This is a genomic window from Streptomyces sp. NPDC014764 (genome assembly GCF_043082785.1).
GTDB classification, from domain to species: domain Bacteria; phylum Actinomycetota; class Actinomycetes; order Streptomycetales; family Streptomycetaceae; genus Streptomyces; species Streptomyces althioticus.
In genome coordinates, this window is sequence record NZ_JBIBXY010000003.1 from 470,681 (window position 1) to 485,133 (window position 14,453).

General features: G+C 72.2%; 14 protein-coding genes and 1 pseudogene. 6 read left to right on the forward strand and 9 right to left on the reverse strand.

Translation table 11 applies throughout. The features are described from left to right. The first annotated feature begins 137 nt into the window (after positions 1–137). Together ACF1AG_RS10895 and ACF1AG_RS10900 are read left to right on the forward strand one after the other, a co-directional pair. Positions 138–674 carry a VanZ family protein gene (locus tag ACF1AG_RS10895; RefSeq protein WP_359601165.1) on the forward strand — a complete coding sequence of 179 codons (537 nt, stop codon included), beginning with the start codon at positions 138–140 and terminating at the stop codon, positions 672–674. A gap of 58 nt (positions 675–732) precedes the next feature. Further along, the gene (locus ACF1AG_RS10900; protein ID WP_359601166.1) at positions 733–933 is read left to right on the forward strand and encodes a PspC domain-containing protein; all 201 of its coding nucleotides are present in this window, start codon (positions 733–735) and stop codon (positions 931–933) included. Positions 934–1,106: 173 nt separating this feature from the next. Here the strand turns inward: ACF1AG_RS10900 and ACF1AG_RS10905 are convergent, their stop codons facing one another. Both ACF1AG_RS10905 and ACF1AG_RS10910 read right to left on the reverse strand, forming a co-directional pair. Beyond that, the gene (locus ACF1AG_RS10905) at positions 1,107–1,454 is read right to left on the reverse strand and encodes an ATP-binding protein (protein WP_359601167.1); all 348 of its coding nucleotides are present in this window, start codon (positions 1,452–1,454) and stop codon (positions 1,107–1,109) included. Positions 1,455–1,592: 138 nt separating this feature from the next. Then, positions 1,593–2,750, reverse strand: coding sequence for an adenosine deaminase (locus ACF1AG_RS10910; protein ID WP_391809629.1), 1,158 nt, complete (start codon positions 2,748–2,750; stop codon positions 1,593–1,595). Positions 2,751–2,863: 113 nt separating this feature from the next. Between ACF1AG_RS10910 and ACF1AG_RS10915 the strand changes: the two genes are divergently transcribed. Continuing rightward, entirely contained in the window at positions 2,864–3,622 is a 759-nt protein-coding gene (locus ACF1AG_RS10915) for an alpha/beta hydrolase (protein WP_359601169.1), read from the forward strand. Positions 3,623–3,631: 9 nt separating this feature from the next. Here ACF1AG_RS10915 and ACF1AG_RS10920 read toward each other — a convergent pair whose 3' ends face one another. Further along, on the reverse strand, positions 3,632–4,594 hold the full coding sequence (locus tag ACF1AG_RS10920; RefSeq protein WP_359601170.1) for a LysR family transcriptional regulator: 963 nt from the start codon (positions 4,592–4,594) through the stop codon (positions 3,632–3,634). Positions 4,595–4,657: 63 nt separating this feature from the next. Between ACF1AG_RS10920 and ACF1AG_RS10925 the strand changes: the two genes are divergently transcribed. Both ACF1AG_RS10925 and ACF1AG_RS10930 read left to right on the forward strand, forming a co-directional pair. Beyond that, entirely contained in the window at positions 4,658–5,941 is a 1,284-nt protein-coding gene (locus tag ACF1AG_RS10925; protein ID WP_387794974.1) for an MFS transporter, read from the forward strand. Between the two features lie 151 nt (positions 5,942–6,092). Continuing rightward, a complete protein-coding gene (locus tag ACF1AG_RS10930) occupies positions 6,093–7,115 on the forward strand; it encodes a sigma-70 family RNA polymerase sigma factor (protein ID WP_391809630.1) in 1,023 nt (340 codons plus the stop codon). Positions 7,116–7,136: 21 nt separating this feature from the next. Here the strand turns inward: ACF1AG_RS10930 and ACF1AG_RS10935 are convergent. After that, positions 7,137–7,379: pseudogene (locus ACF1AG_RS10935) on the reverse strand (hypothetical protein); the annotation flags it as partial. A 188-nt stretch (positions 7,380–7,567) separates the two neighbouring features. Here ACF1AG_RS10935 and ACF1AG_RS10940 point away from each other — a divergent pair. Beyond that, complete coding sequence (locus ACF1AG_RS10940; protein ID WP_391809631.1) at positions 7,568–8,488, forward strand: AEC family transporter; 921 nt, start codon at positions 7,568–7,570, stop codon at positions 8,486–8,488. 90 nt (positions 8,489–8,578) lie between these two features. Here ACF1AG_RS10940 and ACF1AG_RS10945 read toward each other — a convergent pair whose 3' ends face one another. The 5 genes from ACF1AG_RS10945 to ACF1AG_RS10965 form a co-directional block, all read right to left on the reverse strand. Then, complete coding sequence (locus tag ACF1AG_RS10945; RefSeq protein WP_391809685.1) at positions 8,579–9,853, reverse strand: thymidine phosphorylase; 1,275 nt, start codon at positions 9,851–9,853, stop codon at positions 8,579–8,581. 98 nt (positions 9,854–9,951) lie between these two features. Further along, positions 9,952–10,353 carry a cytidine deaminase gene (locus tag ACF1AG_RS10950; protein WP_359601174.1) on the reverse strand — a complete coding sequence of 134 codons (402 nt, stop codon included), beginning with the start codon at positions 10,351–10,353 and terminating at the stop codon, positions 9,952–9,954. Continuing rightward, on the reverse strand, positions 10,350–11,624 hold the full coding sequence (locus ACF1AG_RS10955) for an ABC transporter permease (RefSeq protein WP_359601175.1): 1,275 nt from the start codon (positions 11,622–11,624) through the stop codon (positions 10,350–10,352). The genes ACF1AG_RS10950 and ACF1AG_RS10955 overlap by 4 nt, the downstream gene beginning before the upstream one ends. After that, the gene (locus ACF1AG_RS10960) at positions 11,621–12,745 is read right to left on the reverse strand and encodes an ABC transporter permease (protein ID WP_359753059.1); all 1,125 of its coding nucleotides are present in this window, start codon (positions 12,743–12,745) and stop codon (positions 11,621–11,623) included. The genes ACF1AG_RS10955 and ACF1AG_RS10960 overlap by 4 nt, the downstream gene beginning before the upstream one ends. Continuing rightward, entirely contained in the window at positions 12,745–14,325 is a 1,581-nt protein-coding gene (locus ACF1AG_RS10965) for an ABC transporter ATP-binding protein (protein ID WP_359601177.1), read from the reverse strand. The genes ACF1AG_RS10960 and ACF1AG_RS10965 overlap by 1 nt, the downstream gene beginning before the upstream one ends. Between the last annotated feature and the right edge of the window lie 128 nt (positions 14,326–14,453).

The following is a 14,453-nucleotide window of genomic DNA, read 5'->3' on the forward strand; positions in this document are numbered from 1 at the left end:
GGCGTGGCGCCGCAGTGTGGTGCACGCCTCAGCGGTTGAACGGGGAACATCCCGGAACCGGCCGAGGCGCACGCCGCGTCTTGGGGAGCGTGCAGCGTCAAGGCTTCATCGGCGGCACCGCCGCATCACGTATCCGTATGACCGGAGGCGTCCTCCTGGCCGCGCATCTGGCGTTCGTCGCCTGGTACACGCTGCGCCCCCTGGACGTTCCGTGGGTGATGCCCGCCAATCTGCGGCCGCTGGACGGGATCCGCGCCGACTTCGCGCTGGGCTGGGCGACGGGGCTGCGCCGCACCGGGGAGTCGATGGCGCTGCTCGCGCCCCTGGGCGTGCTGCTGCCGATGGCGGGGGGCCGGCTGGCGGTGTCCCGGCTGGGTTCGCTGGTCCGCACCATGGCCGCGGCCGCCCTGGTGTCGCTGGCCGTGGAGCTGCTGCAGACCGCGGTTCCGGGCCAGGTGGTGGACGTCGACTCGCTGCTGCTGAACACTGCGGGGGCCGCGCTCGCCCACGCCGCCGTGGTGCCCGCCGGACGCGCCTGGCTGCGCCGGGAGGCGCTCCGCCCGGCGACGGAGGGGGCCGTCCGGAGGGAGGAGGCCCCTCAGGGGCGGACCCCGACGATTCCCAGGGTCGGGATCGCCCCGTGGAGCGACGCTTTGCCCCCTTCGTCTCCGTAACGTGGAGGTACTGAGGCAGCCGCACGGGGTGCCTCGCACCGTTCACGAGGGAGTCGCGATGAGCAGCCTCGCCCGCCCCACCGACGACCGCATGATCGGCGGTGTCTGCGCCGGGCTGGCCCGGCGGTTCGGCACCTCCGCGAAGACGATGCGTGTCGTGTTCCTGGTCTCGTGCCTGCTGCCGGGCCCGCAGTTCCTGCTGTACCTGGCACTGTGGGCCCTGCTGCCCTCGGAGGACAAGGCCCGCACGGCCTGGTAGGGCGGCCCGCGCGGCGCCCTCACCCCCGAGGCGCCGTCCGGACGCCGGCCACCCGGTCCCTGCGCGGCATCATCTCCCTGAGGCCTCGCGCGGGGCCGTGGACCTCCGAGTACACCGATGGGGCGCGACCCGTTTCCGGGTGCGCCCCATCGGCCTGTCTCCGGCCGGGAGGGTCAGCGGCCGCCGAGCGGGAGGCCGTTGACGTTGAGACCCTTGGTCGGCAGCTGGTTCACCGGCAGCCCGCCGAGGAGACCGGCGCCCGGCACCTGGGAGCCGAGCTCGCCGGCGACCGGCTTGGCGGTGCCGAGCCCCTTGCCGGCCACGTCCTGGCCCGTCGTCAGCGCCTCGGCCGCTCCGGGCAGCGCGCCGGCCGCCTGGCCCGCCGGCAGAGCCTGGGTGACGGTGTCCAGCCCCGGGGCGGCCGGGAGGGCCGGGGCCGCCTGGGCGGCGCCCGCACCGGCGGCGGCGAAGGCGGCGCCGAGAGCGGCGACACCGAGGGTCTTGACAGCAGACTGCTTCATGAAAGGCGTCCTCGAAATGGGATACGGGGATGTGAGCGGTGCTGCGACCGTAATCAGGCGCCCCCGTCCGCCGCAAACATCGAAATGCGGACGGATGGTGAAAGCGTTGCGCGTTCACCTTTCCCAGTGACGCCCCTTTCAGTCTTCCGTGAGGGAAGAAGCGCTGGTGGAAGCGGTCTGACGGAACAGCCATTCGGATTTCAGTTCCGCATATCCGGGCTTGATCACGTCATTGATCATGGCCAGTCGTTCATCGAAAGGAATGAATGCGGACTTCATCGCGTTGACGCTGAACCACTGCATGTCGTCGAGTGTGTATCCGAAAGCCTCGACCAGGTGCTCGAACTCGCGGCTCATGCTGGTGTGGGACATCAGCCGGTTGTCCGTGTTGACCGTGGCCCGGAAGTGCAGCCGCCGCAGCAGCCCGATCGGGTGATCGGCGTACGAGGAGGCGGCGCCGGTCTGGAGGTTGGAACTGGGGCACAGCTCCAGCGGGACGCGCTTGTCACGCACGTAGGCGGCGAGCCGGCCGAGCTCCACCGTGCCGTCGTCGCACACCTGGATGTCGTCGATGATCCGCACCCCGTGCCCGAGCCGGTCGGCGCCGCACCACTGGAGCGCCTGCCAGATGGACGGCAGCCCGAACGCCTCGCCGGCGTGGATGGTGAAGTGGTTGTTCTCCCGCTTCAGGTACTCGAAGGCGTCGAGGTGCCGGGTGGGCGGGTGGCCGGCCTCGGCGCCCGCGATGTCGAAGCCGACGACGCCCTGGTCGCGGTAGGCGTTGGCGAGTTCGGCGATCTCCAGGGCGCGGGCGGCGTGCCGCATCGCGGTGAGCAGGGCGCCGACGCGGATGCGGTGGCCGTTCTCCCTGGCCAGCCGCTCGCCCTGGCGGAACCCCTCGTTGACGGCTTCGACGACCTCCTCCAGCGTCAGCCCGCCTTCGAGGTGCTGCTCGGGCGCGTAGCGCACCTCGGCGTAGACGACGCCGTCCTCGGCGAGGTCCTCGGCGCACTCGGCGGCGACCCGGACCAGCGCGTCACGGGTCTGCATGACGCCCACGGTGTGCGTGAAGGTCTCCAGATAGCGTTCCAGGGAGCCGGAGTCGGCGGCCTGGTGGAACCAGAGGGCGAGCTTGTCGGGGTCGGTGTGGGGCAGGTCGGTGTAGCCCGTCTCGCGGGCCAGGTCGACGACGGTGCCCGGGCGCAGTCCGCCGTCGAGGTGGTCGTGCAGCAGAACCTTGGGCGCCCTGCGGATCTGGTCCGAGGTGGGGGCGTTCGCGATGGTCTGGCTCGTCATTTCCGCACCATAACTCCTACGCGCGTAGATCGCCCGGTGCCCGGAAGCGCCGATACGGAAAGGTGACCGCACGGACGGGTCGCGTCCACCGCGTCTTCTGAGAATGTTCTGCCATGGCACAGCAAGCGACGCCGGTACGTACGGCCCGGCTGGGGAGGGCGCTCGGCTCGGAGCCGGCCACGGTGAACGGGGTGGCGCTGCTGCTCCCGAACGGCGAGGAGTCCTCCGCCCGCAGACCGTCACCGCTGTCCGCGGTCTCCGTACGCGGCCTGGGACGCCGCCTGGCCCGCGCGGGACGCGACCAGCATCTGGCCACGCATGTCGTCCACTACCGCTACCGCGGCTGGAACGGCGACGAGGCGCACCTCGCGCACGACGCCGCCTGGGCCGCCGACGAGGCCCTGCGGCGCTACGGGGACGTGCCTGTCTGCCTGGTGGGCCTCGGCATGGGCGGCAGGGCGGCGCTGCGCGCGGCGGGCCACGAGGCGGTCAACTCCGTGGTGGCGCTGGCCCCCTGGCTCCCGGAGGAGGACGGTACGGCCCCGGCCGAGCCGGTGAGGCAGCTCGCCGGCCGCCAGGTGCTGATCGTGCACGGCACGAACGACGCGCGCACCGACCCCGAGCTGTCCTTCCGCCTGGCGGCCCGAGCGAAGAAGGCGAACCGCGAGGTGTGCCGCTTCGAAGTCCACGCGGACGGGCACGGGTTGAACCAGTACCGGGACGAAGTGCTGGCGCTGGCCGAGGACTTCGTGATGGGCGTGCTGTTCGGCCGGGGCTTCTCCCGCCCGGTGCAGGACGCGCTGGCGGCTCCCCCGCCGCTGGGGCTGCGGATGCCGCTGGCGGCGGGGTTCGGGACGACGTTACGGCACTGAGGCCGGCCGCTACCGCGGCAGCAGGCTGCCCCGTTTCGACAGCAGGAACTTCTTGAACGCCGCCACCGGCGGGGTGTCCGGGCGGCCCGCGAGCCAGGCCACGCCGATCTCCCGGGCCGCTCTGGGGGCGGTCACCGTCAGTTCGACCACGCCGGGGCGCGGGAAGGGCGGCGGGGGCAGCAGGGCGACGCCCAGGCCCGCCGCGACCAGGCCGCGCAGGGTCTCGGCCTCCTCGCCCTCGAAGGCGATGCGCGGGGCGAAGCCCGCTTCGGCGCACAGGTCGTCGGTGATGCGGCGCAGCCCGTAGCCGGGCTCCAGGGTCACGAACGTCTCGTCGGACGCCTCGGCCAGGCGGACCCGGCGGCGGGCGGCGAGGCGGTGGTCGACGGGGACGACGAGGCGCAGCTTCTGCTCGTCGAGGCGGCGGGCCACCAGGTCCGGGGCGGACGGCACCGGCGAGGTCAGGCACAAGTCCAGCTCACCGCGGCGCAGCCCCTCCAGCATGGCCTCGCCGTAGTTCTGGACGAGGCTGAAGCGGATGCCGGGGTGGTCTGCGCGGAAGGCGTGCAGCAGGCCGGGCACGGTCTCGGCGCCCATGGTGTGCAGGAAGCCGAAGGCGACCTTGCCGGTGGCGGGGTCGGCGTCGGCGCGGACCGCCTCGGCCGCGCGGCCGATCTCGTCCAGGGCGCGGTCGACGGAGGCGTAGAAGGTGCGGCCCGCCGGGGTGAGGGAGACGGTGCGGCCGTGCCGGGCGAACAGCTCGACGCCCAGGTCCTCCTCGAGGCGGACCAGGGCGCGGGAGAGGGTGGACTGCGGCACCTGCATCTCCTGTGCGGCCCGTGTGACGTGCTCGGTGCGGGCCACGCCGGCGAAGTGGGCGAGGCGCGGGGCGAGCAGCCGCGCCATCTCTGCTCTGTCTCGTGTGTCACCGGTTCGTGACAGGCGACCTTCCGACCTCTGCTGATGCACCATGGGAACGATTATGGCGATTCCATGCATTGGACGGATCAGCGGAGGCCTCCGTACGTTCGAGCCATGACTCCCGCCAGTACCGGGGCGTCCACCCGCGTGGACGCCGTCGCATCCGTTCCCTCCGCCCCGCCGCCCGCCGTCGAGACCCGGATGTCCCCGGGCGGTCCCGGTTACCGCCGGATGAGTCTCGCCCTGTTCCTCGCGGGCGTCGCGACCTTCGCGCTCCTCTACTCCACCCAGGCCCTTCTGCCGCTGGTCTCCTCCGACTTCGCGGTCGGCGCGGGCGACGCGAGCTGGACCGTGTCGGCGGCGACCGGCGGCCTGGCGCTGTTCGTGCTGCCGATGAGCGCCCTGTCGGAGCGGTTCGGGCGGCGTACGGTCATGACCGCCTCGCTGGCCGTCGCGGTGACCCTCGGACTGCTGGTGCCGTTCGCCCCGTCGCTCGGGGCGCTGGTGGCGCTGCGGGCGCTGCAGGGCGCGGCGCTGGCCGGGCTGCCCGCGTCGGCTACGGCGTACCTCGCGGAGGAGGTCACGCCGAAGGCGCTGGTGACGGCGATCGGGCTGTTCGTGGCCGGCAACAGCGTCGGCGGGATGAGCGGCCGGGTGATCACCGGCTGGGTGGCGCAGGAGTGGGGCTGGCGGGTCGCCGTCGGCGTGATCGGCGCGGTCGCGGTGGCGTGCGCGGTGGCCTTCCGGCTGCTGCTTCCGGCGCCCCGGCACTTCGAGGCCGGTTCGCTCGCGCCGCGCGTGCTGGCCGGCACGGTCCGCCGCCACCTCGGGAACCCGCTGCTGCGGCGGCTGTTCGCGATCGGCGCGCTGTTCATGACGGTGTTCGGCGGTGTGTACACGGTCATCGGGTACCGGCTGACCGAGGAGCCGTTCTCGCTGCCGCAGGGGGTCGCCGGGTCGGTGTTCCTGGTGTACCTGGTGGGCACGGTGTCGGCGTCCGCCGCCGGACGGCTGGTGGGCCGGCTGGGCCGCCGGGGCGCCCTGTACGCGGGCGGCGCGACCACCGCGGCCGGACTGCTGCTGTCGCTGGCGGGCACGCTGCCGCTGGTGCTGCTGGGTCTGGTGCTGATCACGGCCGGGTTCTTCGCGGGGCACGCGGTGGCCTCGTCGGCCGTGGGCAGGACCGCGACCGAGGGCCGGGCGCAGGCGGCCGCGTTGTACCAGTCCGCGTACTACATCGGGTCGAGCGCGGGCAGCGCGGTGGGCGCGGTGGCCTTCCACGCCGGCGGCTGGTCCGGGACGGTGGCGGTCGGTCTGGTCGCGGTGGCGGGCGTCGCGGCGATCACCCTGGCCGGGACCCGGGCGGCGGCGCGGGCCGGGGAGGCCGCCCCCGCCTGACGGCCGGGCGGGGGCGCGCGCCCGGCTGATCCGCACCACCCTTACCTGCGGATTCGTCCACTCGGGGGGCCGTTGTCAGTGGGCTGCGGTAGCTTCCGAGGTGGTGGGCGCGACGGCGTCCCGCCATGAAGCCGCTTGGGGTGGGTGGACGATGACGAACGGCACGGCGACGACGGACCTGGACGCCACGCTGGAGCGGTACCGGGTGGAGCTCACCGGGTACTGCTACCGGATGCTCGGTTCGTCCTTCGAGGCCGAGGACGCGGTGCAGGACACGATGATCCGTGCCTGGCGCAGCCTCGACAAGTTCGAGGGGCGCTCCAGCCTCCGCTCCTGGCTCTACCGCATCGCGACGAACGTCTGCCTCGACATGCTGTCCGCGGGCAACAAACGCGCCCGTCCGATGGACCTCACGGAGTCCACGCCGCTCGCCCAGGCCGCCCTGTCCCCCCGCCCGGACCACACCTGGCTGGAGCCCATGCCCGACGACCGGGTGCTGCCCACGCCCGCCGACCCGGCGGAGGCCGCGGTCGCCAAGGAGTCCGTGCGGCTGGCCTTCATGGCGGCGCTGCAGCGGCTGCCCGCCAAGCAGCGGGCGGTGCTGATCCTGCGCGAGGTGCTGGCGTGGAAGGCGAGCGAGGTCGCCGAGCTGCTGGACACGTCCGTCGCGTCGGTCAACAGCGCGCTGCAGCGGGCCCGGGCGACGCTCGCCGAGCAGCGGGAGCCGGGCGCCGACGCGTCGGTCTCCGACCCGCTGGACGAGGACCAGAAGAAGCTCCTCGACCGGTACGTGGCCGCCTTCGAGGGCTACGACATGTCGGCCCTCACCGCCCTGCTGCACGAGGACGCCATCATGACGATGCCGCCGTTCGACCTGTGGCTGACCGGCGCCGACGACATCACGGGCTTCATCACGACGCTGGGCGCCCCGTGCGCAGGCTCCCGGCTGGTGCCGGTGCGGGTCAACGGCCTGCCCGGGTTCGCGCAGTACAAGCCCGACCCGGAGAACGGCGGCTTCGCCCCGTGGGCGATCCAGGCGCTGGAGATTTCAGACGGCCGGATCACCGGGTTCCACTGCTTCCTGGACACGCAGCGGTGGTTCCCGCTGTTCGGGCTGCCCCTCCGTCTCGAAGCGGAGACCGACGAGGTCGAGCAGGGCGCACAGCGCGGGTGAGGGGTCGCGCAGCCGTATCCGTCCGCCGGCCCGGCGGGCGGTGAGCTGGAGCCGGGCCAGCAGGTTCACGGCGGCCAGTCCCGGCGGTCCCAGCCCCGCGACGTCGCACACCACGACACGACCGGACCCCCCGCCGTCCAGCAGGGCGCGCAACGCCTCGCACGGCCCGCTCACCTCTCCCGGGGTGAGGGGGCCGCTGATCACGAGTACGGGCGGTGTCATGGCGTCCACGAGCGGTAGACCGGCCGTGGGCCGGTAACTCATCGGCGGGCGGCACGGGCGGCGTTCTCCGGGTGCAGTTTCTCCACCCTCACGGTGACGGAGGATGCGGGTGCCCGGCGCCGAGGATCACATTGACCCGGGCGCGGCCCTCCCCGGAGGGTTGCCTGTATGCGCCACAGATCATCGTCTCCCCTGGTGTCCCGCGCCCTCGGCCGTCACGGGAGGCCACTGTGCAGGGGGTGCTGAGCGGGTTCCTGGTGATCGCCGTCGTGATCGGCGTCGGCTACCTCATCGGGCGGCGGGGGAATCTCGGCACGCAGGGCAGCGAGGTGCTGACCAAGCTGGCGTTCCATGTGGCGTCCCCTGCCCTGTTGTTCACCACGCTCGCCCGCGCGGACCTGTCGGTGGTCTTCTCCGGCCGGCTGCTGGTCACCGCGCTGAGCACGGCGGCGGTGGCGGGCGTCTTCGTCGCGGTGGGCGTGGCGCGCGGCTGGGGCGTGGGCCGCACCACCATCGGCGCCCTGTGCTCCAGCTACGTCAACTCCGGCAACCTGGGCATCCCGATCGCCGTGTACGTGCTGGGGGACGCCTCGCTGGTGGCGCCGGTGCTGCTCTTCCAGCTGGTCGGGGTCACGCCGGTTGCGCTGACGATCCTCGACCTGTCGACGGCGGGCGGGAAACAGCCCCTGTGGCGGCGGCTGCTGACCCCCTTGCGCAACCCGGTCGCGCTGGGGTCGCTCATGGGGGTCGCGGTGTCGGCGGCGGGCGTGGAGATCCCCGGCCCGGTGTGGGACCCGGTGCAGCTCATCGGGAACATGGCGGTCCCGGCGGTGCTGCTCGCCTTCGGCATCTCGCTGCGGGGCAGCACCCTGCCGCTGCGGAGCGGCGACCGGGGCGCGGTGCTGCTGGCCGTGGGCCTGAAGGCGGTGGGTCAGCCGCTGGCGGCCTGGGCTCTGGCGGCCGGCGTGTTCGGCCTGCACGGCGCCCACCTCCTGGACGTGGTGGTCACCTCGGCCCTCCCGGCCGCCCAGAACCTCTTCACCTACGCGAGCAGCTACGGCGTCGGCGAACGGCTGGCCCGGGAGTCCATCCTCGTCTCGACGGCCCTGTCGGTGCCGGTCCTGGTGGCGGTGGCGGCGGTGCTGGGGTGAGCCGGGCCGGGCCCGCGGACCCCCCGGACATGACGAACGGGACCGGCGGGGGTCCACCGGTCCCGTTCGTCCGAAGGGGAAAAGCGCAGGTCAGGCGATGCGTTCCTGGACCACCGGCGTGGCGGTGAAGTCCGCACCGGAGCCGATGTCGAAGGAGCCTTCCAGGGACTGGAGCGCGTAGTCGAAGCGGTCCGGGGTGTCCGTGTGGAGGGTGAGGAGAGGCTGGCCCTCGGTGACCTGGTCGCCGGGCTTGGCGTGCATCTCCACGCCCGCGCCCGCCTGCACCGGGTCCTCCTTGCGGGCGCGGCCCGCGCCGAGGCGCCAGGCGGCGACGCCGATGCCGTAGGCGTCCAGGCGGGTGAGGACACCCGACGACGGGGCCTTCACCACGTGCTGCTCGCGGGCGACCGGGAGCTGCGCGTCCGGGTCGCCGCCCTGCGCGGCGATCATGCGGCGCCATACGTCCATCGCGGAGCCGTCGGCGAGGGCCTTCGCCGGGTCGGCGTCCTTCAGACCGGCCGCGTCGAGCATCTCCCGGGCCAGGGCGATCGTCAGCTCGACGACGTCCGCGGGGCCGCCGCCCGCCAGGACCTCGACCGACTCGCGGACCTCCAGGGCGTTGCCCGCCGTGAGGCCGAGGGGGGTGGACATGTCGGTGAGCACGGCGACCGTCTTCACGCCGTGGTCGGTGCCGAGGCCCACCATGGTGGAGGCCAGTTCGCGGGCGTCCTCGATCGTCTTCATGAAGGCGCCGGAGCCGACCTTCACGTCCAGGACCAGTGAGCCGGTGCCCTCGGCGATCTTCTTCGACATGATCGAGGACGCGATGAGCGGGATCGCCTCGACCGTTCCGGTGACGTCGCGCAGGGCGTAGAGCTTCTTGTCGGCGGGGGCGAGACCGTCGCCGGCCGCGCAGATCACCGCCCCGGTGGTGTCGAGCACGGACAGCATCTCCTCGTTGGAGAGCAGGGCGCGCCAGCCGGGGACGGACTCCAGCTTGTCGAGGGTGCCGCCGGTGTGGCCGAGGCCGCGGCCGGAGAGCTGCGGGACGGCCGCGCCGCAGGCGGCGACGAGCGGCGCGAGCGGCAGGGTGATCTTGTCGCCGACGCCGCCGGTGGAGTGCTTGTCCGCGGTGGGGCGGGAGAGCGAGGAGAAGTCCATGCGCTCGCCGGAGGCGATCATCGCGGCGGTCCAGCGGGCGATCTCCCGGCGGTTCATGCCGTTGAGCAGGATCGCCATGGCGAGGGCCGACATCTGCTCGTCGGCCACCTCCCCGCGGGTGTACGCGTCGATGACCCAGTCGATCTGCTCGTCGGTGAGTTCGCCGCGGTCCCGCTTGGTGCGGATGACGGAGATGACGTCCATGGCCATGGCTGGCGTTCCTTCCGGGGTGCGAAGAGCACGGCCCCTCCGCTCGACGCCGCCCGGGATGCCGGGGGCCGTCGGGAGGGGCCGCACGGGAGTTACTTGGTGAGGTGCTGGGGGCCGAAGGCCTGGGGCAGCATCTCGGACAGGGGCAGGATGCCCTCGGGCGTCTCCAGCAGCAGGTCGGGGCCGCCGAACTCGTACAGCAGCTGACGGCAGCGGCCGCACGGGACGAGGATCTCGCCGCCGCCGTCCACGCACGTGAAGTGCGTGAGCCGGCCGCCCCCGGTGCGCTGCAGCTCCGAGACCAGTCCGCACTCGGCGCACAGGCCCAGTCCGTAGCTGGCGTTCTCGACGTTGCAGCCGGTGACGGTGCGTCCGTCGTCGACCCGGGCCGCGACGCCGACCGGGTACCCCGAGTAGGGGGCGTAGGCGTAGGACATGGCGTCCCGCGCCGCCGCGCGCAGCGCGTCCCAGTCGACGTCGTCGGCCGCGGTCACTTGCCCTGCCCCTTCCGGTACGGCATGCCGTCCGCCTTGGGCATGCGCAGCCGTTGGGCGGAGAGGGCGAGGACGACCAGGGTGATGACGTACGGCGTGGCGGCGACGACCTGGCTCGGGACCTCGTTGGTGCCGGCGTACCAGGCGAACACGAGGGCGCCGACGATCAGGGTGATCACCGCGTTGACGTACTTCTTGCGGATGGCCAGCCAGATGGCGCCGATGACCAGCAGCAGCGCGCCGAGGAGCAGCAGGGCGTGCACGTTGGTGGAGCCGCCGCGCAGGTTGAGGCTGTCGGTGTAGCCGAAGAGGCCGGCGCCGATGGCGAGGCCGCCGGGCATCCAGTTGCCGAAGATCATCGCAGCGAGGCCGATGTAGCCGCGGCCGCTGGTCTGGCCCTCCAGGTAGAAGGGGTTGGCCACGATGGAGAGGAAGACGCCGCCGAGGCCGGCCAGTCCGCCGGAGATGATCACGGCGAGGTACTTGTACTTGTAGACGTTGACGCCGAGGGACTCGGCGGCCACCGGGTTCTCTCCGCAGGAGCGCAGCCGCAGACCGAACGGGGTGCGCCAGAGGATCCACCAGGTGCCGGGGATCAGCGCGACGGCGATCAGGGTCAGCCAGGAGACGTTGGTGACCAGGCCGCCGAGCAGGCCGGCGATGTCCGAGATGAAGAACCAGCCCTTGGCGTTGAGGTCGGTCAGCCAGTCGGACAGTCCTGGCACGGTGAAGTGGCCGAGGGACTCGACCGCCGGGGACTGCTTGGCGGAGCCGCCCTGGTGGCCCTCGAAGGCGAGGGGGGCCAGGTAGCGGGTGGCGCCGAGGGCGAGGATGTTGATCGCCACACCGGAGACGATGTGGTTGACGTTGAAGGTGACGGTCACGATGGCGTGCAGCAGGCCGCCGAGGCAGCCGCCGATGATGCCGACGAGGACGCCGGTCCACGGACCCCACTGGAATCCGGCCCAGGCGCCGAACCAGGTGCCCAGGATCAGCATGCCTTCGAGGCCGATGTTCACCACGCCCGCGCGCTCGGCCCACAGACCGCCGAGGCCGGCGAGGCCGATCGGCACGGCGAGCTGGAGGGCGGTGGACATCTGGCTGACGTTGGTGATGCCGTCGGCGCCGGTGATCAGGCGCACGATCGAGGTCAGGGCCAGGGCTCCGGCGATGACCAGCATCAGGACGGGCAGCGACATGCGGCGGCCGGTCTGCGGGGCGTGCTCCAGCGACGGCTGGTTGACGTCGGTCGCTGTGGTCGGAGCGGTCATCGGCCGGCCACCTCCTTCGTGGTGTTGTTGTCGGCGCCCAGGACGTGTCCCGCGGCGAGTTCGGCGCCGACCCGGCGCTGCTGGCGGCGCAGGCCCCACTCGCGGACGGCCTCGTAGGAGACGACCACCGAGAGGACGATCAGGCCCTGCATGATGACCGCGATCTCCTTGTCGTAGCCGTGGAAGTCCAGCTCGGGCGACGCCTTGTCGAGCCAGGCCCACAGCAGGGCGGCGAAGACGATCCCGACCGGGCTGTTGCGGCCGAGCAGGGCGATGCCGATGCCGAGGAAGCCGATGCCGGTGGGGAAGTTCAGGTTGTACGTGTGCGAGTCGCCGAGCAGGATCGGCAGGCCCGCGAGGCCGGCGATGGCGCCGGAGAGCAGCATGGCGGTGAGGACCATGCGCTTGGGGTCGACGCCGCTGGCGGCCGCGGCGGAGCTGGACGCGCCGGAGGCGCGCAGGTCGAAGCCGAAGCGGGTGCGGTTGAGGGTGACCCAGTAGCCGATGCCGAGGAGCACGGCGAGGATCACCAGGCCGTAGATCTCGCCGGCCGCGCCGAGGTCGATGCCCGGGATCCAGCCGGACTCGTGCATCTCGCCGGTGGTGCTGTTGTTGCCGATCTTGACGCCGAAGACGTCCGGCTTCCACATGTAGACGATCAGCGAGGTGGCGATCGCGTTGAGCATGATCGTGGCGACGACCTCGCTGACGCCGCGGGTGACCTTGAGGAAGCCCGCGATGCCGGCCCAGAAGGCTCCGGTGAAGACCGCGGTCAGCAGCAGCAGCGGGACCTGGAGGAACGCCGGCAGGTTGGCGTGGGCGCCGACGATGGCGGCCATCATCGCGCCGAGCTGGTACTGGCCGTCGACGCCGATGTTGAACAGGTTCATCCGGAAGCCGATGGCCACCGCGAGGGCCGCGATGTAGTACATCGAGGCCTGGTTGATGATCAGGACCTGGACGTCCGCGTACCCGGCCTGCTCGAACATGAGAGCGAACGGCTCGACGGGGTTCTTGCCGGAGGCGACCAGCACGATCGCGCTCAGCACGAAGGCCACGGCGAGCGCGATGACCGGGCCGGCCACCGCGAGGAGCACGCGCTCCTTGTCGAACTTCTTCATCAGCGGGCCTCGTCTTCCGGAGACTCGGCGGACTTGGACAGGTCGGCCTGGGTCTCGGCAGGGGTCTCTTCGTGTTCGAGGTGGCCCTCGGCGGCGCCGGTCATGGCGGTGCCGAGTTCCTCCGGGGTGATGGTGGCCGGGTCGGCGTCGGCGACCAGCTTGCCGTCGTAGATCACGCGGAGGGTGTCGGACAGGCCGATCAGCTCGTCCAGGTCGGCGGAGATCAGCAGCACGGCCAGGCCCTCGCGGCGGGCCTCGCGGATGTGGTCCCAGATCGCGGCCTGCGCGCCGACGTCCACACCGCGGGTGGGGTGGGCGGCGATCAGGAAGCGCGGCTTGTGGCTCATCTCGCGGCCGACGATCAGCTTCTGCTGGTTGCCGCCGGACAGGGAGGCGGCGGTGACGTCGATGCCGGGGGTGCGGACGTCGTACTCGGTGACGATCCGGCGGGTGTCCTCCTGGGCGGCCTTCGGGTCCAGCCAGACGCCCTTGGCGTTGGGCTTCTCGGTGACGTGGCCGAGGATGCGGTTCTCCCAGAGGGGCGCCTCGAGCAGCAGGCCGTGGCGGTGGCGGTCCTCGGGGATGTAGCCGATGCCCTGCTCGCGGCGCCTGCGGGTGGGCCAGCCGGTGATCTCCTCGTCGGCCAGCCGGATGACGCCGGAGTCGGCGTGGCGCAGGCCGATGAGGGCGTCGACCAGTTCGGTCTGGCCGTTGCCCTCGACGCCGGCGATGCCCAGGATCTCGCCCTCGTGGATGGTGAAGGAGATGTCGTCGAGGAGGGCCTTGCCGCCGGGGGCGGCCAGGCGCAGCTTGTCGACGGTGATGACGGGCCGGTCGGTCACCGTGGACTCGGCCGTCTCCGGGGTGGGCAGCTCGCTGCCGACCATCAGCTCGGCGAGCTGGCGCGGGGTGGTCTCGGAGGGCACGGCGGTGCCGACCGTGGTGCCGCGGCGGATGACGGTGATGTCGTCGGCGACGGACAGCACCTCGCCCAGCTTGTGGGAGATGAAGATGACGGACAGGCCCTCGGCCTTGAGCTCGCGCAGGTTGTCGAAGAGTGCGTCGACCTCCTGCGGGACGAGCACGGCGGTCGGCTCGTCGAGGATCAGGGTGGTGGCGCCGCGGTAGAGGACCTTGAGGATCTCCACGCGCTGGCGGGCGGCGACGCCCAGCTCCTCGACCAGGAGGTCGGGGCGCACGTCCAGGCCGTAGCGCTCGGACAGCTCCTTGATGCGGCGGCGGGCCTTGCCGCCGATGCCGTGGAGCTTCTCGCTGCCCAGGACGACGTTCTCGAGGACGGTGAGGTTGTCCGCCAGCATGAAGTGCTGGTGCACCATGCCGATGCCGCGCGCGATGGCGTCGGCGGGCGAGGAGAAGTTCACCTGTTCACCGTGGACCGTGATGGTGCCCTCGTCCGGCTTCTGCATGCCGTAGAGGATCTTCATCAGGGTCGACTTGCCGGCGCCGTTCTCGCCGACGAGGGCGTGGACGGTGCCCTTGCGGACGGTCAGGTGGATGTCGTGGTTGGCGACGACACCGGGGAAGCGCTTGGTGATCCCGGCGAGCTCCACGGCGGTCACCGTCTTGTGGACCGCCGCTCCGGCCGGAGGGCTGCTGGACGCGTTGATGACGCACTCTCCTGGGGACGGGGGCCGTCTACGCGCGTAGCGCCCCTTCGGCAAACAAAGGGGTGGCACACCTGACCGAC